Source organism: Sphingomonas hylomeconis (assembly GCF_025370105.1).
GTDB lineage: Bacteria > Pseudomonadota > Alphaproteobacteria > Sphingomonadales > Sphingomonadaceae > Sphingomonas > Sphingomonas hylomeconis.
The window spans coordinates 322,999-349,680 of record NZ_JANQBK010000001.1 but is presented as its reverse complement, the minus strand read 5'-3'; the positions used below and the strand labels follow the sequence as shown (position 1 = coordinate 349,680).

The 26,682-nt window shown below is 66.6% G+C and carries 19 protein-coding genes; 11 read left to right on the top strand and 8 right to left on the bottom strand.

Going from position 1 to position 26,682, the window contains the following annotated elements; translation table 11 throughout:
• Nucleotides 1-78: 78 nt before the first annotated feature.
• Complete coding sequence (locus NV401_RS01750; RefSeq protein ID WP_261292646.1) at nt 79-2,412, bottom strand: TonB-dependent receptor; 2,334 nt, start codon at nt 2,410-2,412, stop codon at nt 79-81.
• Nucleotides 2,413-2,671: 259 nt separating this feature from the next.
• Between NV401_RS01750 and NV401_RS01745 the strand changes: the two genes are divergently transcribed.
• Both NV401_RS01745 and lexA read left to right on the top strand, forming a co-directional pair.
• Nucleotides 2,672-3,853, top strand: a complete 1,182-nt coding sequence (locus NV401_RS01745) for a molybdopterin molybdotransferase MoeA (RefSeq protein ID WP_261292645.1) — start codon at nt 2,672-2,674, stop codon at nt 3,851-3,853.
• A 54-nt stretch (nt 3,854-3,907) separates the two neighbouring features.
• Nucleotides 3,908-4,582 (top strand): transcriptional repressor LexA, encoded by a 675-nt coding sequence (lexA, locus tag NV401_RS01740; RefSeq protein WP_261292644.1) that lies wholly within the window; start codon nt 3,908-3,910, stop codon nt 4,580-4,582.
• Between the two features lie 166 nt (nt 4,583-4,748).
• Here lexA and NV401_RS01735 read toward each other — a convergent pair whose 3' ends face one another.
• Nucleotides 4,749-6,881 (bottom strand): ComEC/Rec2 family competence protein, encoded by a 2,133-nt coding sequence (locus tag NV401_RS01735; protein ID WP_261292643.1) that lies wholly within the window; start codon nt 6,879-6,881, stop codon nt 4,749-4,751.
• A 57-nt stretch (nt 6,882-6,938) separates the two neighbouring features.
• Here NV401_RS01735 and gltX point away from each other — a divergent pair, with 57 nt between their 5' ends.
• From gltX to NV401_RS01715, 4 genes are read left to right on the top strand one after another with little or no spacing between them, the layout of a single operon-like run.
• Complete coding sequence (gltX, locus tag NV401_RS01730) at nt 6,939-8,384, top strand: glutamate--tRNA ligase (RefSeq protein ID WP_261292642.1); 1,446 nt, start codon at nt 6,939-6,941, stop codon at nt 8,382-8,384.
• Nucleotides 8,385-8,410: 26 nt separating this feature from the next.
• On the top strand, nt 8,411-9,694 hold the full coding sequence (locus NV401_RS01725) for a citrate synthase (protein WP_261292641.1): 1,284 nt from the start codon (nt 8,411-8,413) through the stop codon (nt 9,692-9,694).
• Nucleotides 9,694-9,891 carry a hypothetical protein gene (locus NV401_RS01720; protein ID WP_261292640.1) on the top strand — a complete coding sequence of 66 codons (198 nt, stop codon included), beginning with the start codon at nt 9,694-9,696 and terminating at the stop codon, nt 9,889-9,891. The genes NV401_RS01725 and NV401_RS01720 overlap by 1 nt, the downstream gene beginning before the upstream one ends.
• Before the next feature lie 6 nt (nt 9,892-9,897).
• The gene (locus NV401_RS01715; RefSeq protein ID WP_261292639.1) at nt 9,898-10,599 is read left to right on the top strand and encodes a DUF2490 domain-containing protein; all 702 of its coding nucleotides are present in this window, start codon (nt 9,898-9,900) and stop codon (nt 10,597-10,599) included.
• A gap of 6 nt (nt 10,600-10,605) precedes the next feature.
• On the opposite strand, the gene NV401_RS01710 is transcribed toward NV401_RS01715, so the two are convergent.
• From NV401_RS01710 to NV401_RS01700, 3 genes are all read right to left on the bottom strand, one after another.
• Entirely contained in the window at nt 10,606-10,947 is a 342-nt protein-coding gene (locus NV401_RS01710; protein ID WP_261292638.1) for a hypothetical protein, read from the bottom strand.
• A gap of 143 nt (nt 10,948-11,090) precedes the next feature.
• Nucleotides 11,091-12,803 carry a M20/M25/M40 family metallo-hydrolase gene (locus NV401_RS01705; RefSeq protein ID WP_261292637.1) on the bottom strand — a complete coding sequence of 571 codons (1,713 nt, stop codon included), beginning with the start codon at nt 12,801-12,803 and terminating at the stop codon, nt 11,091-11,093.
• A gap of 102 nt (nt 12,804-12,905) precedes the next feature.
• A complete protein-coding gene (locus NV401_RS01700; RefSeq protein WP_261292636.1) occupies nt 12,906-13,988 on the bottom strand; it encodes a glycoside hydrolase family 43 protein in 1,083 nt (360 codons plus the stop codon).
• A gap of 610 nt (nt 13,989-14,598) precedes the next feature.
• Here NV401_RS01700 and NV401_RS01695 point away from each other — a divergent pair.
• From NV401_RS01695 to NV401_RS01680, 4 genes are all read left to right on the top strand, one after another.
• Nucleotides 14,599-17,739 (top strand): TonB-dependent receptor, encoded by a 3,141-nt coding sequence (locus NV401_RS01695; protein ID WP_261292635.1) that lies wholly within the window; start codon nt 14,599-14,601, stop codon nt 17,737-17,739.
• 131 nt (nt 17,740-17,870) lie between these two features.
• Nucleotides 17,871-18,593 (top strand): SapC family protein, encoded by a 723-nt coding sequence (locus NV401_RS01690; RefSeq protein WP_261292634.1) that lies wholly within the window; start codon nt 17,871-17,873, stop codon nt 18,591-18,593.
• Between the two features lie 5 nt (nt 18,594-18,598).
• Entirely contained in the window at nt 18,599-19,630 is a 1,032-nt protein-coding gene (locus tag NV401_RS01685; protein ID WP_261292633.1) for a cupin-like domain-containing protein, read from the top strand.
• A gap of 11 nt (nt 19,631-19,641) precedes the next feature.
• A complete protein-coding gene (locus NV401_RS01680; RefSeq protein ID WP_261292632.1) occupies nt 19,642-21,120 on the top strand; it encodes a tryptophan halogenase family protein in 1,479 nt (492 codons plus the stop codon).
• Between the two features lie 19 nt (nt 21,121-21,139).
• On the opposite strand, the gene NV401_RS01675 is transcribed toward NV401_RS01680, so the two are convergent.
• Entirely contained in the window at nt 21,140-22,420 is a 1,281-nt protein-coding gene (locus NV401_RS01675) for a glycoside hydrolase family 130 protein (protein WP_261293058.1), read from the bottom strand.
• Nucleotides 22,421-22,666: 246 nt separating this feature from the next.
• Between NV401_RS01675 and NV401_RS01670 the strand changes: the two genes are divergently transcribed.
• Nucleotides 22,667-23,257 carry a CC0125/CC1285 family lipoprotein gene (locus NV401_RS01670; RefSeq protein ID WP_261292631.1) on the top strand — a complete coding sequence of 197 codons (591 nt, stop codon included), beginning with the start codon at nt 22,667-22,669 and terminating at the stop codon, nt 23,255-23,257.
• 165 nt (nt 23,258-23,422) lie between these two features.
• Here the strand turns inward: NV401_RS01670 and NV401_RS01665 are convergent, their stop codons facing one another.
• Together NV401_RS01665 and secA are read right to left on the bottom strand one after the other, a co-directional pair.
• Nucleotides 23,423-23,887: a hypothetical protein gene (locus tag NV401_RS01665; RefSeq protein ID WP_261292630.1), complete on the bottom strand. Its 465-nt coding sequence runs from the start codon at nt 23,885-23,887 to the stop codon at nt 23,423-23,425.
• Nucleotides 23,888-23,919: 32 nt separating this feature from the next.
• On the bottom strand, nt 23,920-26,655 hold the full coding sequence (gene secA / locus NV401_RS01660; protein WP_261292629.1) for a preprotein translocase subunit SecA: 2,736 nt from the start codon (nt 26,653-26,655) through the stop codon (nt 23,920-23,922).
• Nucleotides 26,656-26,682 lie beyond the last annotated feature (27 nt).

The window sequence follows — 26,682 nt, the reverse complement described above, 5'->3', positions numbered from 1 at the left end:
TGCGTCAGGATGACGGGTGCATGAAAAAGGGCGGCGCGCCTTAAGCGCACCGCCCCAAATCAGTCCAAACCGTTCAGATCAGAACTTTCCGGCGAGCGAAACGCCGATCACGCGCGGCTCGTTGAACACCGCGGCGTTGTAGTTCTCGATCACGCCCTTGAGGTTCTTCTCGTTGGTGATGTTGCGCGCGAACGCGGCGATCTCATACTGGCGATCCGGTGTCGTATAGCCGACCTTCACGCCGCCCTCGATATTGCCATCGGCATAGAATTCCGCCGTCTTGTACAGCACCAGATTGGTATAGCCTTGCGCATTCCAGTCGGTCGAGACGAACAGGTTGCCGTCGTTCCACAGCGGGATGTCGTAGCGCACGGCGGCGTCGAGCTGCCACTTCGGCGCGTTGGGCAGCGGGTTGCCGTCGATCTGCGCCAGCGTCGCCGGCGCCCCGAAAATGGTCACCGACTTGGTCGGATCCTGCACCGTGCACGTCACCGCGCCATTGAGCTGGCAGACCTGGGCAAAGACGTTCTTGTCCTTGATCTCGGTATGCAGCGCGCTGCCCCCCAGCGAGAAGGTGATGTTGCGGATCGGGCGCCATTCCAGTTCGGCCTCGACGCCGTAAGCATTGGCGTGATCGGCGTTGAACAGCACGCCGTTGCCGTTGAGATCGTTGCCGTTGAGCTGGATGTCGTCGACGCGGTAGGTGAAGCCGGTCAGGTTGAAGCGCATGTTGCTGAACGGGCGCGTCTTGATACCGGCTTCGTACGACATGATCGTCTCCGAATCCGCCGTGGTGAAGGCCGAACCGAACACGGCCGAACGGCCCTGGATCGTCGGGCCACGGAAACCGCGCGCGACACGCGCATAGACACTGGCGTCAGCACTGAATTCATACAGCGCGGACACGTCCCAGCTCGGTTCCTTGCCGACCAGTTTCACGCTGCGCGGCGCGGTCGCCGGGAAGTTGACCGTTGCACCAGTCATTGCCGGCTTGAGCAGTTCGGTGCGCTTGCGATCCTCGGTATAGCGGCCGCCGGCCGTGAGCGTCAGCTTGTCGCCAATGCGATAGCTCGCCTGGCCGAACACCGCCCAAGACGTGTTGACGTCGTGCAGCCGGACCCAGTTGCCCGGATTGTTGGTGTTGCTGTTGGCGGGCACGAACGGCGCGGTCAGGAAGAAGCGGCGCTGGTAGAAATCGGTGATGTCGCGCTGGTCGAAATAGAAACCGCCGACCTGCCACTTGAACGCCGTATCGCCGTTGCTGGCAAGGCGGACCTCCTGCGTCCATTGATCGAGATCGCGGATATTGCCCTGGCTCTCGCCATAGAAAGCAGGGCCGGCAAAATTGGCCGCCGCCCCGCCATCGGTATCGCCGCGGCTATAGCCCGACGTGGTTTCATAGGCCGTGATCGAGGTGAGCGTAGCAAAGCCCATGTCGAGCGCGGCATTCACCGAACCGCCATAGGTCTTGTAGGCCTGCGGGTTGTTATCGGCCTCGTCGAGCGCGACGCGGTCGCGCGGCTCGCGCTGGATGTTGTTCGAGCCCTTCACCAAGGCGCCGCGATGGAAGATCGTCGACGTGCCCTTATAGTCGCGGGCATGGCCGGACACGTTGACCGACAGCGCGTCGGTCGGCGTGAACAGCAGCTGGAGGCGGACGTCCTTCTCGTCGAACCCGCCGAGCGCGTTCTTGCCGCCCTTCGTCCCGTCAAAGCTGGTGCCGGCGAAGGTGTTGTCCACCCAGTCGTCGCGGTGCTGGTACAGGCCGGACAGGCGGAACGCGATCTTGTCGGCCACGATCGGGCCGCCGATGCCGACGTCCGCGGTGATCGTGTTGTAGCTGCCGTACGAGGCCGAGCCGCGGCCCTCGAACGTCTGGCCCGGGCGGATCGTGTCGAACTTGATGATGCCGGCGGTGGTGTTGCGGCCGAACAGCGAGCCCTGCGGGCCGCGCAGCACTTCGACCTGGTTCACGTCGAACACCGGGTTGGACTTCAGCACGACATGCTCGAGCACGACATCGTCCTGGATGATCGACACCGGCTGCGACGCGCCGAGATAGAAATCGATGTTGCCAAGGCCGCGGATGTAGAAGCGCGGGAAGATGCGGCCGGTGGTGCTCTCGGCATAGAGGCCGGGGACGCGGCCGGCGAGGCTGAGGATGTCCTCACCGCCGGTCTGGAAGTCGCGCAGCGCGTCGCCGCCGACCACGGCGACCGACACCGGCACCTTCTGCAGATTTTCCGAACGGCGCTCGGCGGTCACCACGATCTCGCCGAGATCGCTGTCCGACCCCGTATCGGTCACGGCCACGCCGGTCGTGTCCTGCGCCACAGCGGCGGTCGCGCCGAGCATCGCGCCAAAGGCAGCGCCGACGAGCAGAGTCGATTTGATCACGGTCGTGTTCAGCATGAAGGGTTCCCCGGGAAGAATAGTTGATCGGATTTTTGCGCACGACATCGCCCGGTCACCGTTGTCCGGTGCCGGATCTTGCTGATTTTCTGGAGAGGCATGCCCCGCGCTTGGCGTCGCCCTAGGCCGCGATTAAGACCGAATCGTGACAGTCCAGCAACATGCCGGCAATAGTCGCGATGTGTGTGATCCGGGCAACAGCGGCGACCAGTGCGATCGCCCCTCGACCCCGCCGCCCGCGCGCGATACGCCGCCGCGCATGACCCTGCTTCCCGTCGCCGAGGCGCAAGCCCGCCTGTTCGCCCTTGCGCGCGCCGCCCCGACCGAAACCCTGCCGCTTGCCGCCGCCGCCGGTCGCTGGGCGGCCGCCGACATCCGCGCGCGCCGCACGCAGCCCGCCACCGACCTGTCGGCGATGGATGGCTATGCGATCCGCTATGCCGATCGCCCCGGCCCCTTCACGCTGATCGGCGAAAGCGCCGCCGGCCGGCCCTTTGTCGGCACGCTGGCGCCGGGGGAGACAGTGCGCATCTTCACCGGCGCGGCGATGCCGGGCGGCGCGGACAGCGTGCTCGTCCAGGAAGAAGCCACGCCCGACGGCACCACGATCCGCCTGACCGGCGAGGGCCCACGCCGCCACGGCGGCAATGTGCGCGTGCGCGGGCTCGATTTCAAAAGTGGCGACGTGCTCGTCGCCGCCGGCGAGCGTCTCACCCCGGCGCGGCTCGCCGTCGCGGCAATCGGCGGCCACGCCGCCCTGCCCGTCGCCCGCACCGTGCGCATCGCCATCGCCGCCACGGGCGACGAACTGGTGCCGGCGGGCAGCGCGCTCGCGCCCGGCCAGCTTCCCGAATCAAACGGCCTGATGCTCGCCGCGATGCTCGGCGCGCTGCCGGTCGAGGTGATCGATCTCGGCATCATCCCCGACGATCTCGCGACGATGACGACCGCCTTCGCGCAGGTCGACGCCGACATCCTCGTCACCACCGGCGGCGCCTCGGTCGGCGATCACGATCTCGTCCGACCAGCGCTGGAGGGCGCCGGCGGGGCGATCGATTTCTGGAAGATCGCGTTGCGCCCCGGCAAGCCGATGATGGCCGGCCGGCTCGGCGACGCCGTGGTGCTGGGCCTGCCCGGCAACCCGGTCTCCGCCTTCGTCACCGCGCAGCTGTTCCTGTTGCCGCTGATCGCCGCCATGTCCGGCGCGGGCGATCCGCTGCCGCCGACGATTGCCGTGCCGCTCGGCGAAGCGCTGCCCGCCAACGATCACCGCACCGATTATCTGCGCGGCGAACTGCGCGACGGAAAGGCCTATGCCTCGACCATTCAGGACAGCTCGATGCTGCGCACCTTGGCCCGCGCCACCTGCCTGATCGTGCGCCAGCCGCATGCGCCTGCAGCGCAGATCGGCGACTCGGCGGAAATCCTTAATCTCGCTTGACGGCACCCGTGTTGTTCCATATTAGTTCCGCGTCTGTTCTGACGGAGGAACGCAATGCTAACGCGCAAGCAGCACGAGCTTATCTGCTTCATCAGTGATCGCCTGGAGGAAACCGGCGTGTCGCCCTCGTTCGAGGAAATGAAGGAGGCGCTCGACCTCAAGTCGAAGTCCGGCGTGCACCGCCTGATCAGTGCGCTCGAGGAACGCGGCTTCATCCGCCGCCTGCCCAATCGCGCGCGTGCGCTCGAGATCCTCAAGATGCCCGAGCGTGGCGACGTCGTGAAGCTCGCCAGCAAGGCGGCGGCCCCGGCCCCGTCGCGCACCGTGCTGCCCGAGCCCGCCAATGACGTGATCGAGATTCCGCTGCACGGCCGCATCGCCGCCGGCGTGCCGATCGAGGCGTTTGAGGGCAGTTCGATGCTCTCCGTCCCCGCTGCGTTGCTCGGCAAGGGCGATCATTATGCGCTCGAAGTGTCGGGCGATTCGATGGTCGAGGCCGGCATTTTGGACGGCGACTATGCGCTGATCCGTCGCCAGGACGTCGCCCGCGATGGCGAGATCGTCGTGGCGCTGATCGAGGAAGCCGAAGCAACGCTCAAATATTTCCGCCGCGAAGGCGCGATGGTGCGGCTCGATCCGGCCAACCGCGCCTATGATCCGCAGCGTTACGCGCCGCAACAGGTGCGCGTGCAGGGCAAACTGGCCGGGCTGCTGCGCCGCTACGACTGATCCTGGCCTGATTCCGCTCGGTCCCTGCCCGCAGACCTTCCCCGGCGAAGGCCGGGGCCCAGTCGCGAGACAGAAGTCGGCTGGCACAGCGCCCGATCACTGCCATCGTCGCAACTGGGCCCCGGCCTTCGCCGGGGAAGTAACGTTGAATGCGCGGCGCGCATCTTCAACGGCGGCTTGGCACCCGCCAAGGATGCCGATCCCCCGGCGCACGGACGGTCCGCACCACCCCCTCCCCCAGCGCGATCGCAACCCCGCCCGTCTGCGCCAGCGTCGGCCGATCCAGCTTCAGCCAACGCGGCACGCATCGCCGCGGCAACCGCCGCTCGCTCACCACGATATCCGCTTGCCGGCACGCCGCAATCAGGTCGCGCGCCGGCACGAGATACGCGCTGCGCGTCGCCAGGATCCGCCAGCGCCGCCCGCCCGCCACCCGCTCGACTAGACACAGATCGCGCGTACACCGCGCCTCGGGCTGGTCGGCGAGCAGCAATGGCGGGCCATCGACTCCGCCATTTTCCGCCAGCATGTCGGCGGTATAGTCGCCGGTCCGGTCGCGCAGCATCGCCAGCCCGCCGCCCGCCGTGCGCACCGCGACATGCCGCCCGTCGCCGGTGACCAGCAGATCCGGTGACGGTGCGAGCAGCGCCCAGCCGAGCCCGACGAGCAATGGTGCCAGCCCCAGGCGCCGCCAGCGCGTCCGCCACAGCGCCAGCCACAGCCCGCCGACGACGATCAGCGCGTAAGCGCCCGCTGGCATCGCCGGCAGCGCGGCGACCGATCCCGGCAGGCCGGCGGTGGTCCGCGCGATCCACAGCAGCAACCGTAGCGACAGGTCGGTCAGCCACCAGACCGGCGCGCCCAGCCCCATTGTATCGAGCGCCAGCGCCAGCGCCTCGAGCGGCATCACCACGAACGTGGTCAGCGGGATCGCGACGATATTGGCGAGCGCCCCGTACAGCCCGGCCTTGTGGAAATGAAACAACGCGATCGGCATCAGCGCCAGTTCCACCGCCAGCCCGGTCAGCACCAGCGAGCCGATCCCGCGCCCGAAGCCGCGCCACCGCCCTTCGCCACGCGGCGCGAACCACGCCTTCACCGCCGGATGCTCGTGCAGTGCGACGATCGCGGTGATCGCGGCGAACGACAGCTGGAAGCTGGGCCCCGCCAGCGCCTCCGGCCACAGCAGCAGCACGACCAGCGCCCCCGCCGCGACCAGCCGGAGCGTCATCGCCTCCCGACCCATCGCCAGCGCCACCAGCACCAGCAATGCCGCCACGCAGGAGCGGATCGTCGGCACCTGCGCGCCGGTCAGCACGGTATAGCCGACCGCCGCCGCCGCGCCCGCCGCCGCAGCGATCAGCGGCAAGCGCACATGCAATGCCAGCCACGGACTGAGCGCCAGCACCCGCAGCACCAGCAGCATCACCAGCGCCACCACCGCGGTGATGTGCAGCCCGCTGACCGACAGCAGATGCGCCAGCCCCGCGCGCCGCATCGCCTCGGCATCCTCCTCGCTGATCGCGCCCTGATCGCCCGTCGCCAGCGCCGAGGCGATCCCGCCCGCGCTGCCCTCGACGCGCTGCTGGATATGCTGCGACAGCCGCGTGCGCAGGTCCGCGCCGGCGGCCGCGCCCGGCGCGACGATCGCCACCGGTGCGAAACCCCTACCGGTCGCGCCGATCCGATCGAACCAGGCGACGCGGGCATAATCATAGGCGCCCGGCACCGCCGGCTCGGGCGGCGGCATCAGCCGCGCGCGCAGGGCGATCGTGGCGCCGCGCGTCAGCCCCGTCGGTACGTCCTTCTCCGCCAGATTGACGCGCACGATCGCCGGCAGCACGGTCTGCCGCCCGCCGCGGTCGGTCGCCGGGTCCGTCACCCTGCGCGTCGCCAGCCGCAGGCGCACCAGGCCCCGCGCCGCCAGCGGCTCGATGCGCAGCACACGCGCCTCGAACGCGACGATGATCGGCCGCACGAGCACCACCCCCGCCACCCGCTCGGCGCGCCACCAGACCAGGACGAGGCCGAGCGCCGCCGCAACCAACCCCACCGCCAGGCCTCGCGATGCGCGCCCGCCCTGCCCGGCGGCCAGCGCGATCAGCGCCCCGCCTGCGCACATCAGGAGCGCCGGGATCCACGCCGCTGCGTCCGGCAGCACGAACCAGGCGGCGATGCCGGCGCCGAACGCGACCGGCAGCCACAGCACGATCTGGTCGCGCTCCGCCTCCAGCCAGCGCTCCAGCCCGCCGCGTCCCGCGTCGAGCACGCCCAGGATTTGGCGCGGCCAAGGTCGCATGCTAGGGGCGTCGGCGGCTGAGCTGGCCATAGTTTTCAAGTCTGAAAGGATGCGCGTTTGGGCGCAATAGCCACAACCGAAGCCCCGGCTTCCGGTACATCTCCCGCGGCCAAGGTCGTCACCCGGTTCGCGCCGTCGCCGACCGGCTTCCTGCACATCGGCGGGGCGCGCACCGCCCTGTTCAACTGGCTGTACGCGCGCCACCACGGCGGCGAATTCCTGCTGCGCATTGAGGATACCGATCGCGCGCGCTCGACCCAGCCGGCGATCGAGGCGATCCTCGATTCGATGAGCTGGCTCGGGCTCAACTGGGACGGCCAGACCGTCTATCAGTTCGCCCGCGCCAGCCGCCACGCCGAGGTCGCCAACCAGCTGCTCGCCGCCGGCCATGCCTATAAATGCTATGCCACCGCCGAGGAGCTGACCGCGCTGCGCGAAAGCCAGAAGGCCGCCAAGCAGCCGATGCGCTATGACGGCCGCTGGCGCGATCGCCCGGAGAGCGATGCCCCCGAGGGCGCGCCCTATGTCGTGCGGATCAAGGCGCCGAAGGACGGCGCGACGACGATCCAGGATCAGGTCCAGGGCGCGGTCACCGTGCAGAATGCCGAGCTCGACGATTTCGTGCTGCTGCGCTCGGACGGCACGCCGACCTATATGCTCGCGGTGGTGGTCGACGATCACGACATGGGCGTGACGCATGTGATCCGCGGCGACGACCATCTCAACAACGCGTTCCGCCAGCTGACGGTGATCCGCGGCATGGGCTGGCCCGAGCCGATCTACGCGCATATCCCGCTGATCCATGGCACCGACGGCGCCAAGCTGAGCAAGCGGCACGGCGCGATCGGCGTCGATTCGTATCGCGACGAGCTTGGCATCCTGCCAGAGGCGCTGGACAATTACCTGCTGCGGCTCGGCTGGGGGCATGGCGATGACGAAGTGATCAGCCGCGAACAGGCGGTCGAATGGTTCGACCTCGCCGGCGTCGGCCGCTCGCCCTCGCGCTTCGATCTGAAGAAACTCGAAAATCTCAACGGCCACTATCTCCGCCAGGCCGAGGACAACCGCCTCGCCGACCTGCTCGCCGAGCGACTCGAGTTTGCGGTATCCCCGGAGCAGCTCGATCTGCTGCGCCGTGCGATGCCCGCGCTGAAACCGCGCGCGGCGAATCTCAACGAACTGGCGACCAGCGCCGCCTTCCTGTTCCGTACGCGCCCCCTCGTGCTGGATCCGGCGGCGAGCGATCTGCTCACCGCGGAATCGCGTGCGCTTCTCGCATCGGCACACAGCAAACTTGACGCGCTCGCCGGCTGGGATACGGAGAGCCTCGAAGAAGCGGTTCGGCAGACAGCCGAGGATGCAGGCATCAAGCTCGGCCAGGTTGCGCAGCCGTTACGCGCAGCCCTGACCGGCAAGAAGACCTCGCCCGGAATCTTCGAGGTGCTCGACCTTCTAGGCCGCGACGAAAGCCTCGGCCGGATCGCCGATCAGATCACCGCCTGACCGGCGCAACCAATAAAGGACGATTGATGAGCGATTCCGCAAAGCTGAACGTCGACGCCAAGGATCTCGAACTGGCCGTGATGTCGGGCAGCGTCGGTCCCGACGTGATCGATATCCGCAAGCTCTATGCCCAGACCGGCAAGTTCACCTACGATCCCGGCTTTACCTCGACCGCGTCGTGCGATTCCGCGATCACCTATATCGATGGTGACGAAGGCGTGCTGCTGCACCGCGGCTATCCGATCGGCCAGCTGGCCGAACAGTCGAGCTTCATGGAGGTCTGCCACCTGCTGCTCAACGGCGAGCTGCCGACCAAGGACGAGCTCGACAAGTTCAGCTACACGATCAGCCGCCACACCATGCTGCACGAGCAGCTGGCGACCTTCTATCGCGGCTTCCGTCGTGACGCGCATCCGATGGCGATCATGTGCGGCGTGGTCGGCGCGCTCAGCGCCTTCTATCAGGATTCGGCGGATATCAGCGATCCGCAGCAGCGCATGATCGCCAGCCATCGGCTGATCGCCAAGATGCCGACGATCGCCGCGATGGCGTATAAATATTCGGTCGGCCAGCCGTTCATGCATCCGGACAATTCGCTGAGCTATACCGGCAATTTCCTGCGCATGACGTTCGGCGTGCCGGCCGAGCCCTATGTGGTGAACCCGGTGGTGGAAAAGGCAATGGACCGGATCTTCATCCTCCACGCCGATCACGAGCAGAACGCCTCGACCTCGACCGTCCGTCTCGCAGGGTCTTCGGGCGCCAATCCGTTCGCGTGCATCGCGGCCGGCATCGCCTGCCTGTGGGGCCCGGCGCATGGCGGCGCCAACGAGGCGGCGCTCAACATGCTGCGCGAGATCGGCACCGTCGACCGCATCCCCGAATACATTGCCCGCGCCAAGGACAAGAACGATCCGTTCCGCCTGATGGGCTTCGGTCACCGCGTGTACAAGAATTACGATCCGCGTGCGACCGTGATGCAGCAGACGGTGCGCGAAGTGCTGGGCGAACTGGGCGTAACCGATCCGGTATTCGACGTGGCCATCGCGCTCGAGGAAATGGCGCTGAGCGATCCGTACTTCATCGAGAAGAAGCTGTTCCCGAACGTCGATTTCTATTCGGGCGTGATCCTCTCGGCGATCGGCTTCCCGACGACGATGTTCACGGCGCTGTTCGCCCTTGCCCGCACCGTCGGCTGGGTCGCGCAGTGGAACGAGATGATCTCGGATCCGGCACAGAAGATCGGTCGCCCGCGTCAGCTGTACACCGGCCCGACGCAGCGTGACTATGTTCCGGTGGACAAGCGCTGATGCGTATCCCCCGGGTCCTGCTGCTGATCGTCGGCGTCATCGCCGTGGCGATGGGTTTGCTATGGGTCGGCCAGGGCCTGGGGATCATCATGTGGCCGGCGTCGAGCTTCATGCTCGATCAGCGCCCCTGGGTGCTGCGCGGTGCGGTGCTGGCGCTGGCCGGCGCGGTCGCGATCTGGCGCGCGCGACGGCGCTGACGGGCGATGTCCGGGGTTGGCAGTACATTGCGCCTGGGGCTGGCTGCGGTGCCGCTCGCACTGGTCGCGCGCCCGGCGGCGGCACAGCAGCAGGACGTGCAGCTCTGGTCGCAGGTCAACGTCAACGTGCCGCTGGCCGAGGGCGCCAAGCTCACGCTCGAGCAGATCGCGCGCGTCAGCGATCGGCAGGACGGGCTATACCAGACCGAATATGGCGCACTGCTCGGGCTGCGCGTCGCGCCTGGGATCGAACTGGGCCTGGGCTATCGCCGGGTCGGCGCGCACAATGGCAATAATGGCGCCGACGAGGATCGCCTGCGCCAGCAGGTGGTGGGCACGTTCGGGCGCTTCGTCACCCGCTTCCGCGTCGACGAACGCTTCAACCCGCGCGGCGACGAGATCGGCGTCCGTATCCGCCCGCTGCTGCGCTACAATCTGCCGCTGCGCACCAAGGGGCTGGCATTGTTCGTCAGCCACGAAAGCTTCTACCTCCCCAACAGCACGTCGTGGGGCCAGCGCCGCGGCTATGAGCGGATGCGCAATATCGTCGGCGCGTCGCTGCCGATCGGGCGGGCGGCGATCGTCGACCTGGGCTATCTCAACCAATATCGCCCCGGCCACGGCGCCCGCGCGCAGATGGATCATGCGCTGACGATGCAGCTGACGATCAACCTGCGCGACGTGCTGTCCTCACCGGTCCACGATTAGCCTTCCCTACAGCTTGGCGACGCCCGCCGCGGCGGGCGCGGTCGCCGCCTCTTCCCGGCCGACATAGCGCACCACCCATTTGGCATAGCCTTCGGGTGTCATCACGATGTCCGGAACGCCGATGGGATCGGCGCCGGTCTCGATCCAGCCGGCGCCGTGGCAGGTATCGCAGATCGCGCGCTTGCAGCGAAAGCTGACCAGATCGATCTCGGTATTCCACTGCCCGTAGCCGCGGCAGATCGGGCAGCGCGCGTCGAGCGTGCCGTTGCGCGGCTGGAGCGGGATGATGTCGAAGGCGTGCGGGCTGTCGGGTCCGGCACAGAGGACGATATTGCTGGCATGGGGCATCGGAGGGTCAACGCAGCGTTGCGGCATTCGGTTCAGCCGCGCTCAGCGATCGCGTTCGACAACCGCGCCAAACCAACGCCCTGAGAGATCAAGGATGGTGCACGCCTCGTCGGTCAGCAACCGATTGCGCGAGGAACGCGCGGTCAGGCGTGGGCCTGGGCCGCCGGCTGCGGCACGCTCGCCGCGATCGGATCGAGCCGTACCCACAGCGCGATCGCCAGCGCGAGCAGGACCAGCGCGCCCGCCGTCACCATCCCCCGCTGCCGCGCGACAGGCGGCAGCAGCGGCCAGAGGAACAAGGCAGCCAGCGCCAGCGGCAGCGCGGCGACGAACGGCGTGTCCGGCCCCACCGCCTGCAGCAGGAAGAAGCCGAGCGCGAGCAGGAAGCCGATCCCGATCGCCCCTGCCAGGATCCCCGCCGCCGTGCCGATCCGCACCCCGCCAAAGGCGCCTGCGGCGGTCGCGGCGGCGACCAGCAGCAACGGGCATAACAGCACGCCGGACACGGTCGGCGCCGCCCATTGCGCCGCGCCCCCCAGCAGCAGCAGCGGCAGCGCCGCGCCGATCGAGAAGGCGGTGGCCGATCGCCGCCCTGCGCCGACCATGGTCCACACCGTCAGCACCGCCGCCGCGCACAGCAGGGCGGCCTGCACCTGCAACCGCGGGATCGCCGCGAGCCGATCGTAATAATTGACCGGCCCATCTGCCCCCGACACTAGATTGACCAGATAGAGCAGCACTCCGGCCAGCACGACCAGCACGGCGGTCGCTGCCGCGCCGCGCAGAATATCTCGCCCGCCCTGCTGTCGCCATCCGGCCAGCGCGAAAAGCAAGGCAGCGCCGGCGAACAAGGCCCAGCCGAGCGGCGCGGGATAGGCCAGCAGCACCAGCCCGAAGGCATCGAAGAAAGTCAGATCCGCCGCCTTGCCCGGCAGGACCGGCGCCGCCAGCAACGCGCGCGTCAGATCGAGCACCTGCCCGCCCATGTCCTGCACCGATCCCTGATCGAGCGCGTCGGGCGTGGCGAGCGGCGAATGATAGAGGCCCGGCCGCCCGATAAAGGCGAAGTTGAAACCGGGCAGGCCGGCCTGCTTGGCGGGCGTGAAATCGGTCGAGTTGGGCAGGTGCTGATAGATGAACACGCTGAGCGAGGTGCCGACGGGCCGGGACACCGCGCGCTGGAACAGCCGCATCATCGCGCCATTGTCGCTGCCCGTCTCGAACATCGACGCGCGCCCGCCGCCGCCGCGCGCCTCCATGTTGACGACCACGCCGACCCGCCTGGCCAGCGGATCGCGCGCGAAGAAGGCAGTGGCGCCTTCCAGCCCCACTTCCTCGCCGTCGGTCAGCAACACGATGATGTCGCGCGCGGGCCGGCCGGCCACCAGCAACGCGCGCACCGTTTCCAGCGCGGTGGCAACGCCGGCGCCGTCATCCGCCGCGCCGGGCGATCCGCCGACGCTGTCATAATGCGCCATCAGCAGCACCGCGGGCAGCGTCGGGTCGCGACCGGCCAGCGTCGCGACGATATTGACCGCCGCCGGTGCCGTGCCCGCCGTGCCGCGCCATGCGGCGATGCGCTCGGCCGCCGCCGGTGTCACCGGCGTGCTGCTGGTGCGCACAGCGAGCACCATGCCGGCCAGCCGCCGCATCAGATAGGCGCGGACCCGCGCATTCTCCGCGCTGCCGGTGGGATGCGGCGCGCGTGCGATCCCGCGGATGTCGGCCATCGCGCGGCCTGCGGCGAATTGGTCGAGCGGCGCATTCGCGGGGCGCGGCGCCGGCGGCGTCGTCGCGATCACCGCCAACAGGACCGCGCCGACCAGCGCCACGATCACCGCCCACCATCTACCCATGCCGACCCCCGTTTTGCAGCGAGCCTGTCGAACCTCGCCGCCGGATGCAAGCGGAACGCACGCCGCCGGCCGCGGCATGCGCGGCCGGTCCCTCGAGATGGGTCAGTCGGTGAACGGATCGATCGGCTTGATCGTGCCATCGGCGTTGAAGAACAATTCGGTCATCTTGGCCGAGCGCAGATGGTTTTTGTTCGACAATTGCGTGTCGTGATAGAACAGCCACCAGCGCTTGCGGAACTGCACGATCGAGTGATGCGACGTCCAGCCCTGCACCGGTGACAGGATATGGCCGGTATAGCGGAACGGCCCATAGGGATTGTCGCCGATCGCATAGTTCAGCAAATGCGTGTCGCCGGTCGAATAGGTGAAATAATAGCGCCCACCGCGCTTGAACATCCACGAGGCCTCGAAGAAGCGCCGCTCGTGATCGCCGCCGAGGATCGGCTTGCCGGCAGCATCGACGATCTGCACGTCGCGCGGGGGCTCCGCGAACTGCTTCATGTCCGGTGTCAGGCGCGCAACCTTGGCCGACAGCGCCGGCTTGTCATCCTGCCGCAGATCGGTGTCGCCGGCCGCGGGATCGTAGCTGCCGCTCGCCCAGCGCTGCAGCTGCCCACCCCAGATGCCGCCGAAATACATATAGCTCTGCCCGTCGCTATCGCTGAATACCGCCGGATCGATCGAATAACTGCCGCGGATCGGCTCGGGCTCGGCCTTGAACGGGCCGACCGGCGACCGCGACGTGGCGACGCCGATGCGGAACACCCCGTCTTTGTCGCGCGCCGGCATGTAGAGATAATAGACGCCGTTCTTATAGGCCGCATCCGGCGCCCAGGTCTGTTTCGACGCCCAGGGAATGTCCTTCACGTCGATCGCCAGCGGATGCACGGTGACCGGACCGCCGGGACGCGCCATGCTCAGCACGCGGTAATCATGCATCGCATATTGGCTGCCGAGATCGTCGTCCGGAATGCCGGCATCCACGTCGTGACTGGGATAGATATAGAGCCGGCCGTTGAAGACATGCGCCGAGGGATCGGCGACATAGAGGTCCTTGATTAGTGGCTGCGCCAGAAACCGCCGGCCATCGGCACTGCGCGGCGCCGCATCGGGCTGCGCGACCGCCAGCGTGGTGGCCAAGGCAAGCGGCACGGCGGCCATCGCGACGGTCCAGTGAGTGCGCATGCTGTTCCCTCCTAATATCGATCTTCTGCGAGATCTGGAATAGATAGCGCTATCATATGAGGCGATACTGCGCTCGGCAAGCGGGTCATTCCGGCGACCGGCCAGCGCCGCACGACACGCGCACAACCCTGTGCCCCGCCACCCCATGTATCCCCCGCATTCATCGCCCCTTCGTAACAGCAACATGTGTTTCCCGAACAGTGTCTGGAACCAATATACTCAGCCTTGGCGCGCGACGACGAAAGTCGAGCGATCAATGGATGAGCGGGAGATAGTTGCACTGCAGCATCGCCATTTTCATTCACCTCATCTGTCGTCGGCATCTTAACCCGTGACAGTATTTCTTCGTCCGTCCGGCAATTGAGGGTTTGCGAAGGCGCGGGATTGCAAGCTCGGCATCTGCCCGGTCTTGGCCTTGCCAAGCTCCTGCTGCCCCGGGGCGCGAACAGCACCCATCAGAGGGCCGATTTCCATTCTATTTCGCCATTTTGACTGGGCGCCGTTGACAATGTCATACATTTTGGTAGCGATACCACTAATCACGGCTCTCAACCCCGCAAAGGGGTGAGAAGCGACGGCAGCGACCGTGAGAATTTCAGGAGGGGACATCATGAAAGCCACCAATTTCGCCACCGCGCTCGCCCGCACGACATCTGGTCTGGCGCTGGCCGCCGGCCTCACCTTGCCCGCCACAGCGCAGGTCGCGCCCGCCGACTCGCCGGCCGTCGCCCAGCAGGACCCGCAGAACACCGATGAACAGGACATCGTGGTCACCGGCATCCGCGCCAGCCTCAATCGCGCGATCGACATCAAGCGCACGTCCGCTGGCGTCGTCGATGCTATCTCGGCCGAAGATATCGGCAAGTTCCCGGATACCAACCTCGCCGAGTCGCTGCAGCGCATCACCGGCGTGTCGATCAGCCGCTCCAACGGCGAAGGCTCGACGGTGGCCGTGCGCGGCTTCAGCGGCAACTACAATCTGGTCACGCTGAACGGGCGCCAGCTGGCCTCGACCAATATCGACCTCAGCACCGGCAACGCATTCGCGGTCGGCACCGGCCGCTCGTTCGACTTCCAGAACCTGGCGTCGGAAGGCGTCGCCGCGCTGGAAGTGTACAAGACCGGCCGGGCCAATATCCCGTCGGGCGGCATCGGCGCGGCGATCAACGTCGTCACCCGCCGCCCGCTCGATGCGCGCGAGGACGGCCTGTCGGGGTCGATCGGCGCCAAGGCGCTGTACGACAGTTCGGTCGAGAAGGCCGAATCGGATCTCAGCCGGATCACGCCGGAAGTCTCGGGCCTGATCAACTGGAAGAACGACGCCGAAACGTTCGGCGTGAACGTGTTCGGCAGCTATCAGCTGCGCGAATCCGCCTCGGTCCAGTCCAACCCCAACTATTGGAACATCGTGCCGCTGAGCGATTTCCTGAATACGACGACTTACATCAACGCGGCGACCAAGATCACCAACCGTCCGACCACACCGTATGTGCAGATCCCGAACGACAGCCGCTACCAATTCTCGGAAAACCGGCGCGAGCGCCTCAATGGCCAGGCCAACATCCAGTTCAAGCCGACCGACCGGCTCGAGATCACGGTCGATGGCCTATATGCCCGCAACAAGCTGAGCGATGAGCGCAGCGAGCAGACCAACTGGTTCCAGCGCCCGTTCAGCGACATCACGTTCGACGACAATAAGGAGATGCAGTCGGCGATCATCCTGGCCGAGGCGAAGCAGGCGGACAAAGGCTACGAGCAGCAGCGTTTCGCCACCAAGACCGAATTGTATTCGTTCGGCGCCAACGTGAAGTGGAACTTCACCGACGTGCTGTCGCTGAAGCTCGACGCGAACCATTCGAAGTCGACGACCGATCCGGACAATGCGAACGGCACCTCGGCGACGACGATCTCGATCGGCGCGCCCGTTCGCGCCACGCACCGGGTCGATTTCAGCAACGGCTTTCCGCAGCAATCCGAAACGCTGAACGACTGCAACGCGACCAACGGCGGCCGCGGCGGCAATTGCAACAACCTGCTCGATATCGGCGACGTCGGCACGCAGATTGCGCGCGAGATCTTTTCGCGGCAGGAATCGCGGGTCAACCAGTTCAGCGCGGAACTGGGCTGGGATCTGGGCAACGAGAGCCGCTTCGTGTTCGGCGGCAACTATGTCGACGCCAGGACGCGCTCGGCGAGTTCCAATACGCAGCAGTTGCTGGGCGACTGGGGCATCACCGACACGGGCATCGTCAACCAGCTCGCCGGCGATCTCGTCGATACGTTCTGCCTGACCTGCAAGTTCGACAAGTATAACCCGAACTCGACCGGGTCGGCGCTGGTCGCGTTCCGCGGCGATGCGGTCGACCTGCTCAACGTCTTCTCGCCTTATTATGCGAATGTGCCGGGCCGCGGGCGGATCCTGCAGGGCGCGACGGACGACACGGTGGGCGAGAAGACCTGGGCGCTCTATGGCCAGATGAACTGGTCGGGCGACATTGCCGGGCGCCCCGCCAGCGCGCTGATCGGTGTTCGCTACGAGCAGACCAGGGTCAATTCGCTCGCCATCCAGACCATCCCGACCGCGCTGGAATGGCAGTCGGACAATGACTTCGCCGTGCTGGGCGGGGCGTCCACCGGGACGGTCAACGTCAAGTCGAAATACGACAATCTGCTGCCGTCGCTCGATTTCAAGATGGAAGTGGTCGACGATGTGGTGGCGCGCGCCTCGTTCAGCCGCACGCTGGCGCGTGCCGATTATAGCGATCTGTTCGCCTCCGTGACGGCCAACCAGCCGAACCGCCCGACCGCGCTGAGCGCGGGGGGAACGGCACCGGCATCGCGCCACAATCCGGCGTTGCTGCCGCTCGTCTCGGACAATTTCGACGTGTCGGTCGAATGGTATTACAAGCCCACCAGCTTCGTCTCGGTCGGCTTCTTCAACAAGGACGTGCGCAACTTCGTCGGCAGCCAGGTGACCAACGGCAACCTGTTCGGGTTGCGCGATCCCGGGGCGGGCGCGCCGGGCTCGCGGTCCGGCATCGCGCTGGCCTATCTGCGCAACAACAATATCGCCACGACCGACGAAAACCTGTTCGCCTATGCCGCCTTGCTGCAACAGAATGGCGGCAACCAGGCAGCGGCGACGACCGCCTTCCAGAACGCATTTGATCCGGCGACCGGGCAGTTCCGCGGCACCTTCTACACCGATCTGGCGCTCGCCGTTAACCTCGTCGGCGATTCCAACGACCCGCTGGTCAATTTCGCGATCAGCGAGCCGGTCAACAACCGCGAGGCCAATTTGCACGGCTTCGAATTCGCTTGGACCCACTTCTTCGGGCAATCCGGGTTCGGCTTCGCGGCCTCGTACACCAAGGTCGACGGCAACGTGAACGTGAACCCCTATGCCGATCCGAACGTCAACATCTTCGCGCTGACCGGCTTGGGCGACAGCGCCAACCTGACCGGCATTTACGAAAAGAACGGCATTTCGGCGCGCATCTCGTACAATTGGCGCGACAAGTATCTGGCGGCGACCAACCAGGGTGCCAATCGCAACCCGCTGTTCACGGCGGCGTTCGGCACGCTCGATGCGAGCGTCAGCTACGACATCACGCAGAACATCTCGCTGTCGCTCGAAGCGGTCAACCTGACCAGCGAGCCGTTCCGTCAATATGCCCGCACCGAGACCAACCTGGTCTATGTCCAGGAGCTCAAGCCGCGCTTCTACGCCGGCGCGCGCTTCCGCTTCTGATCGGATCCGGGCGCGGCCCAGCGCCGCGCCTGGTCGTGGGGGGAGGAAGGCCGTCGCACCGCGCGGCGGCCTTTTTCTTTTTGTCCGCCGACACCTGACTGATAGACTTGGACAAAACAGGATCGGAGTGGATGAATCCCGTACAGATCAACAATATCGACCATGCGGATCTGCGCGTCAGTCCGCGCGCCGGCGCGGCGTTCGGCGACGCCGCCAACCAGGCGCCGATATTCCCCGCCGAGTTCGAGGAAGCGCAGCGCGAGTTCGCGATCATCTTCCGGCGTCGCGACGACGGGCTGCACGCCTATGTGCTGCTCGGGCTGGACCGCGACGAAAACCTGTTTCTGGCCGGTGACCATTGGACCAGCCGCTATGTGCCCGCCAGCCACCGGCGCGGCCCCTTCTCGATCGGCATGGTCAGGGACGCGGCGGGCGATGGCCCGGGCGAGGCGATGGTGCAGGTCGATCTCGACGATCCCCGCGTCGGCGATGACGACGGCCTGCCGCTGTTCCTCGAACATGGCGGCAATGCGCCCTATCTCGATCATGTCACCGGCGTGCTGCGGCTGCTCTATGCCGGGATGGAAAGCGCGCCCGCCGCCTATGCCGCGCTCGACGCGGCCGGGCTGCTCGCTCCCGTCACGCTGACCATCGATGTCAGCGAGGAACGGCGCTACACCGTGCCGGACGTGCTGGTGGTGGATATCGAGCGGCTCGCCGCGCTGACCGGCGAACCGCTCGAGCGGCTGCACCGCTCGGGCCTGCTGCGCCTCGCCATCCTGGCCGCCGTGTCGCTTGCCAACATCCAGGGGCTGATCGCGCGCAAGCAGGCGCTGCCCCGGGCGAGCGGCTGAGCAGGATGCCCGCCATCGCCCGCCGCACGCGTGTCATCGAAGGGGCCGAGGCCGCCAGCCTGCCCGTCGCGGCGCTGATCGCCGATGGTCGCCCGGCGATCCTGCGCGGCATCGCACGCGATCTGCCGCTGGTCGCCGCCGGGCAACGCGGCGCCCCGGCGGCGATCGACTGGCTCAAGCAGTTCGACGGCGGCCGGCCGGTCACCGCCTATATCGGCGATCCGGCGATCGGCGGGCGGTTCGGCTATAGCGCGGATTGCACCACGCTCAATTTCGCGCGGGAGCGCGGATCGCTCTCCGCCTATCTCGATCGGTTGCTGGCCGGGCTCGACGATCCCGCCGCGCCCGCCCTCTATATCGGCTCGACCGATATCGACCAATATATGCCTGGGCTTCGCGCCGAGGCCGCCCTGCCCTTCGGCGATGCCGAGTTGCTGGATCATCCGCCGCTGGTCAGCATCTGGATCGGCAACCGCACGATCGCCTCGGCGCATTACGACATGTCGAACAATATCGCGGTCACGCTGGTCGGGCGGCGGCGCTTCACCTTGTTCCCGCCGGACCAGGCCGCCAATCTCTATCCCGGCCCGCTCGATCCGACGCCCGCCGGCCAGGTCGTCTCGATGGTCGATTTCGACGCCCCCGATCTGGCGCGTCATCCCGGCTTCGCCGATGCGCTTGCCATGGCCGAAGTGGCGGAAATGGAGCCGGGCGATGCGCTGATCTATCCCGCCTTGTGGTGGCATCAGGTCGAGGCGCTCGATCCGTTCAACGCAATGATCAACTATTGGTGGAACACCTCGCCCCGCTTCATGGACACGCCGCAGAACACGTTGCTGCACGCGCTGCTCAGCCTGCGCGACCGGCCGGAACACGAGAAAGCGGGGTGGCAGGCGCTGTTCGACTATTACGTGTTCGGCGATGCGGCGCGCGCCGGGGCGCACCTGCCGCCCGAGGCGCGCGGCGCGCTGGGTCCGCTGGATGCCATGGCGGCGCGGCGGCTGCGCGCCACCTTGCTGCAACGGCTCAATCGGTGAAGGGACAAGCGATGGATATGCCGCCCCGGACGCGCGTGATCATCGCCGGCGGCGGCACTGCCGGCTGGCTCGCCGCGGCGCTGCTGACACGGCAATTGGGCGCGCTGCTCGATGTCACGCTCGTCGAATCCGAGGAGATCGGCACGGTCGGCGTCGGCGAGGCGACAATCCCGACGATCCGCGCCTTCCACGCGCTGCTCGGGCTCGACGAGCGCGAGTTCGTCCGCGCGACCGGCGCGACGTTCAAGCTCGGCATCGCGTTCGAAGGCTGGACCAAGCCCGGCGCGCGCTATCTCCACTCGTTCGGCGATGTCGGCAAATCGACCTGGATGGGCGATTTCCAGCATTTCTGGCTGTCCGCGCAGGAAGACGGCAGCGCCGCGCCGATCGGCGCCTATTGCTACGAAGCGCAGGCGGCCGAAGCGCAACGCTTCGCGCTCGGCGGCGAAGCGCCGCTCAACTACGCCTATCATTTCGATGCCGGGCGCTATGCGCGCTATCTGCGCGAGCGCTGCGAGGCGGCCGGGCTGCGCCGTGTCGAGGGCCGCATCGCCCGCGTCGAGCGCGACGGCGAGAGCGGCGACCTGACCGCGCTCGAGCTCCAATCGGGCGAGCGCATCGCCGGCGATCTGTTCCTCGATTGCACCGGGTTTCGCGCGCTGCTGATCGGCGAGACACTGGGCATCGGGTACGAGGACTGGAGCCACTGGCTGCCGACCAACCGTGCGCTGGCGGTGCAGACCGAAGCGGTCGCCCCCGCTTTGCCCTATACCCGCGCGATCGCGCACCAGGCCGGCTGGCAATGGCGCATCCCGCTGCAGCACCGGGTCGGCAACGGCATCGTCTATGCCGCCGAGCATCTTTCGGACGATGCCGCCGAGGCGCTGCTGCGCGGCTCGATCGAGGGCGCGACGCTTGTGGAGCCGCGGCTGATCCGTTTCGCCACCGGCCGGCGGCAGCGCACCTGGGAGAGGAATTGCATCGCGCTGAGCCTCGCCTCGGGCTTTGTCGAACCGCTCGAATCGACCAGCATCCATCTGATGATGACCGCGCTGACCCGGCTGGTGCAGCTGTTCCCGTTCGGCGGCAGCACGCCGGCGGTCGCCGCGCGCTTCAACGACATGGCGCGTCGCGAACTGGAGGGCGTGCGCGACTTCATCATCCTGCACTATCACCTCAACGCGCGCGACGAGCCGTTCTGGCGGCAGTGCCGCGAGATGGCGATCCCCGACACGCTGGCCGCGCGGCTCGCGCTGTTCGGCGAGAATGCGCAGGCCTATCAGGGCAGCGACGAACTGTTCCGCGTCAGCTCTTGGCTACAGGTGATGCTCGGCCAGGGGCTTGTACCCAAGCGCCACCATTTGATGCCGCGCATGATGCCGCCGGCGCAGCTCGCCGGCGCACTCGGCGATCTCGCCGCCGGCATCGCCGGTACGGTGGCGCGGCTGCCGACGCACCAGGCGTTCGTCGATCGCTACGTCGCGGCCTGAGCGGCGGGGGCGCGGCGATTCACGCCATCGCCGCCAGCAGGTCGTCCAGCCCGACCGTCGCGAAGGTCGCGAAATCGTCGGCCACGCCGTAGGGCAGCAGCAGCGTCCGATCGCGCACCAGCGCGCCGCAGCTATACACCACGTTGGGCACGTAGCCGTCGCGCTCCTTGGGGCTGGGATGGACCAGCGGCAGCATCATGCGCGCCAGCACCTTGGCCGGGTCCTGCTTGTCGAGCAGGCACGCGCCGATGCAGTAATTGCGCACCGTGCCCACGCCGTGCGTCAGCACCAGCCAGCCCTCCTCGATCTCGATCGGCGAACCGCAATTGCCCATCTGGACGAATTCCCAGGAATATCGCGGGCGCACGATCCGGCGTCCGCCGTTCCAGGTATAGAGATCGTCGGATTCGAGCAGCCAGATATTCTCGTTGTCGTGCCGCCCGAGCATCGCATAGCGGCCGTTCACCCGCCGCGGGAACAGCGCCATCCCCTTGCCGCCCGCCGCATCGCCCTCCAGCGGTCGCATCTCGAAGCTGCGGAAATCGGCCGAGGACAGCAGTTCGGAGCGCGCCGCGGCGCCGCTGAACGCGGTGTAGGTGCCGTAATAATGCTGCGACCCGTCCTCCTCGCTGAACTGCACCAGCCTGAGATCCTCGATCCCTTGGCGCTGGCTCGGCGTGATCGGGAACAGCACCGATTCCGATACCTCGCGGCTGCCGCCGCAATGCAGCCGGATCGCGGTGGCGCCGTTCGCGCCGCCATCCTGCTCGATGATCGGCGGCACCGCCGTCGCGCTTGCCGGATCGACATCGGGCGCCCGGCCCGGCGTCCAGCTGCCGGTGCGGAAGGTGACCGAGGAGACATGGCCCTCCCCGATCCCGCGCAACGACAGGATGAAGCGCAGCGCGCCCGGCGCCACGCCGGTCTGATCGGGATGCGCGACGATACTGGGATTGAACAGCGCCGCGGCCTCGAACGAATATTCTTCGCAGAAATAGGCCCCGATGAGCAGCGCGCGCCGCTGGTCGATCGCCGCCACGTCGAGCCCGATCTGCCGCGCGACCTCGTCGAAGCGACGCATCAGCAGCATCTCCACATCACGGTGGCGCTCGTCGAGCGAGTCGGTCACGCGGGCGCGGTCGATCTCGAGCTCGCTGTCGTCCATCGCCAGCACGCGATCGATGATCCGGCCCGCGCGCGGATGGCCCGGCACGACGAAGCCCTGCGGGTCTTCCGGCGAGAACGGCCTGATCACCGTGCGGGAGGGATCGGGATGCAGCAGGATATCGCTATGCGTCATGATGCCCGTGCCGCTCACGCTGCTTCCTTCCACTGGCCCACTGCCCACCGCCTAGCATTGCCGGGGCGGATCGGCGCGATAGCTTTTATTACGGTTCGCCGCGCCAGACGCACGTTTCGTCAGCCCCGGTTAATCCGCCATGGCCGATATGCTATTGGTCCGTAAGGATACTTGCGCCCTATCGTTCGTTCCCCATCTCGTAACTTATCGGCCGTTCCACCGCAGGGGCCGCCGTCGGAGGAAGACATGTCCAGATTGAAATTCGGCGGTGCGCTGCTCGCCGCCACGGCGACCCTGACGCTCGGCGCCTGCGCAACCGAGACTGCCTACCGTCCGGCGACCGGCTCGGGCTTTGCGCGCACCGGCTATAGCGATCGCCAGGTCGAGCCGAACCGCTACCTCGTCAGCTTCGCCGGCAATACCTATACGTCGCGCGACACGGTCGAGCGCTATCTGCTGTTCCGCGCGGCCGAACTGACGCTGTCGCGCGGCTATGACAATTTCATCCTGGTCGACAAGGATACCGATCTGCGCTCGCGGACCTATTCCACGCCGGGCGTCGGCGGGTTCGGCTATGGCGGCTTCGGCTATGGCGGCTTCGGCGGCTGGGGCCCAAGCTGGCGCTATCGCGGCCGCGGCTTTGGCTGGCGCTCGTGGAACGGCTTCGGCGGCGATCCCTTCTGGGATCGCGACATCGACATCCGCACGGTCGACAAGTTCGAGGCGACCGCGGAAATCGTGCTCGGCAAGGGCCCCAAGCCCCGCGACAATATCCGCGCCTTCGACGCCCGGGCAGTGGTCGACAGCATCGGGCCGAGCGTGGTGGTGCCGAAATAACGGCACCAGCATCGGCGGTTACGAAAGGGCCTCCCTGCCATATGGCGGGGAGGCCTTTTTGCGCTCGGCGCGGTCTCCCACGCTACCGTCATCCTGAACGCGGTTCAGGATCCCAACGTGCCGCGTGGACGCCGATGCGAGAGCGCGGATCATCGCCAATGCCAGCTACTGGTGTTTGAACTTCCAGCTTCGTCCTTCGGCGGACGCGTCATTGATGAGCACGACCGGTTCCGGATCAAGCTCCGTGGGCCAGAGCACAAGTTCGCGTTCATTGATGAACTGAACTTCCAACGCGTCGCCGCTCTGCGGGAGCCCATAGGAAAGCGTCAGCCGATCACCGGGCTCAAGCTCGTAGCATTCCGGCCATGGCTCAGTCGAAATATAGATTGGTCCATCTTGCTTATTGACGATCGTGTGCTGGCTGGTGGGCATCTGTCGAATGTCTGCTAACTGCCCCGACCGTTCAATAGCGGCCGGACCGCTTTCCACCACCTCCGGACATTTAGCCCGCTTGCCGCGTACGGAGGCGCTACTAGAGCCGCGCCTCTCCCACCCACTTTCGTCATCCTGAACTCGCTTCAGGATCCATCGCGCTGCACGGACGATCGCCGATGAGGCGCGATGGATCATGACCTGCGTAAGGATGACGGTATCAACCTAGCTCATACCGCGCCGTGGCAATGCTTGTACTTGTTGCCCGAGCCGCACGGGCATGGCGCGTTGCGGCTGACCACGCCGGCCCAGCTGGCCGGATCCTCGCCGATATTGCTGCCGTCGGGCTGCGGGATCGACAGCGGCGGAAGCCGCGTCTGGATCAGGCCGAGCGAGCCGGCATCCATATCGTTGCTGTCGTCCAGGCCGGTGAACGGGTCGAAATGCGTGGTGATGAAGTCCGGCAGTTCGGGCAGTTCGGGCGCCTCGCTCGCGCGGAATTCGGCATAGGCGATGGTCCGCGTCACGTCCTCGCGGATATTGTCGAGCATGCGCTCGAACAGCGAGAAGGCTTCCTGCTTATACTCGTTGATCGGCGTCTTCTGCGCATAGGCGCGCAGATGGACGACCTGGCGCAGCGCATCCAGCGTGGCGAGATGCTCCTTCCAGTGATGATCGAGATTCTGCAGCAGGATCGACTTCTCGACCGAGATCCACACGTCCGGCTCGAGCTGCGCGGCCTTGTCGGCGACCTGCGCATCGGCAAGCTCGCGCACCCGCTCGACGACCAGTTCGGGATCGACCGCGTCTTCCGTCACCCATTCCTCGATCGGCGGATCGATCGCGAGATTGGCGAGCAGCTTTTCCTTGAGGCCGGCGATATCCCACTGTTCGGGATAGGAGTTGGGCGGGCAGGCCTCGCCGACGATCGCGTTGACCGTCTCGGCACGCATATCGGTGACCACGTCGCCGACCGTCTCGGCATCCATGATGTCGCTGCGCTGCTCGTACACCACCTTGCGCTGGTCGTTCATCACGTCGTCATATTCGACGACCTGCTTGCGGATATCGTAGTTGCGCGCCTCGACCTTCTTCTGCGCGGTCTCGATCGCCTTGCTCAGCCACTTGCTGCCGATCGCCTCGCCATCGCCGATATTGTTGCGCATCATCCGCGCGAACAGCGTGTCCGGCCCGAAAATGCGCAGCAGATCGTCGTCCAAGCTGAGATAGAAACGGCTGAGACCAGGATCGCCCTGGCGCCCGGCGCGGCCGCGCAGCTGGTTGTCGATGCGGCGGCTTTCGTGCCGCTCGGTGCCGAGCACGAAGAGACCGCCGGCGGCCAGCACTTCGGCCTTCTCGACCGCGATCTGCGCCTTGATGCGGGCGATCGCCGCATCGCGCTCCGGCCCCTCGGGCATGTCGGCGAGTTCGTCCTCGACCATGAATTCGAGATTGCCGCCGAGCTGAATGTCGGTGCCGCGGCCCGCCATGTTGGTGGCGATCGTCACCGCCGATTTGCGCCCGGCCTGGGCGACGATATGCGCCTCCATCTCATGGAAGCGCGCGTTCAGCACCTTGTGCTCGACGCCTTCCTTGACGAGGAATTCGCTGAGCAGTTCGGACTTCTCGATCGATACGGTGCCGACCAGCACCGGCTGGCCGAGATCGGCGTGATATTTGATCTTCTTGGCGATCGCCGCGAACTTGTCCGCGGTATCCTTGTAGAATTCGTCTTCCTCGTCGACACGCTTGATGTCGACGTTGGTCGGGATCGTCACGACATTCATCTTGTAGATGTCGTAGAATTCCGCCGCCTCGGTTGCCGCGGTGCCGGTCATGCCCGCCAGCTTGGGGTACATGCGGAAATAGTTCTGGAACGTGATCGAGGCCATCGTCTGGTTCTCGGGCTCGATCTCGACGCCTTCCTTGGCCTCGACCGCCTGGTGCAGGCCATCCGACCAGCGCCGGCCGTCCATCATGCGGCCGGTGAACTCGTCGATGATGATGACCTTGCCATCCTTGACGATGTAATCGGTGTCGGCCTTGAACATCACGATCGCGCGCAGCGCCTGGTTGAGGTGATGCACGACCTGCGTGTTCTCGAAATCGTACAGATTGTCGCCCTGCAACAACCCGGCATCCTCGAGCATCCGCTCGACCTTCTCGGTGCCGTCCTCGGTCAGGATGATCGTCTTCTGCTTCTCGTCCTTCTCGTAATCGCCTGAATCGAGCCGCTTCACGACCAGATCGACCGAGCGATACAGATCCGATTTGTCGTCGGTCGGGCCGGAGATGATCAAAGGCGTGCGCGCCTCGTCGATCAGCACCGAATCGACCTCGTCGACGATCGCCATGGCGAACGGGCGCTGCACCATCGAGCTGCGCTCATACTTCATATTGTCGCGCAGGTAATCGAAGCCGAATTCGTTGTTCGTGCCGTAGGTGATGTCCGCGGCATAGGCCTCGCGGCGCTGCTGGTCGGTCAGGTTCGGCACGATCGTGCCGGTGGTGAGACCGAGGAAATTGTACACCTGCCCCATCCACTCGGCGTCGCGCGCGGCGAGATAGTCGTTGACGGTGATGACGTGCACGCCGTCGCCGGGCAGCGCATTGAGATAGGTGGCGAGCGTCGCGACGAGCGTCTTGCCCTCGCCGGTGCGCATCTCGGCGATCTCGCCGCGATGCAGCACGATGCCGCCGACCAGCTGCACGTCGTAATGGCGCTGGCCGAGCACGCGCTTGGCCGCTTCGCGCACCGTCGCGAACGCTTCCGGCAGCAGGTCGTCGAGCTTGGTGCCCTCGGCCAATCGCGCGCGGAACTTGACCGTCTGGTCGGCGAGCTCCTCATCGGACATGGCCGAGATGGTCGGCTCGAACGACCCGATCTTGTTGACGATGGTGCCAAGCGATTTGACATAACGGTCGTTGGACGACCCGAAGAGCGTTTTGGCAAAGCCGCCGAGCATGGAGAATTCCTGTACGTTCAGATGGGC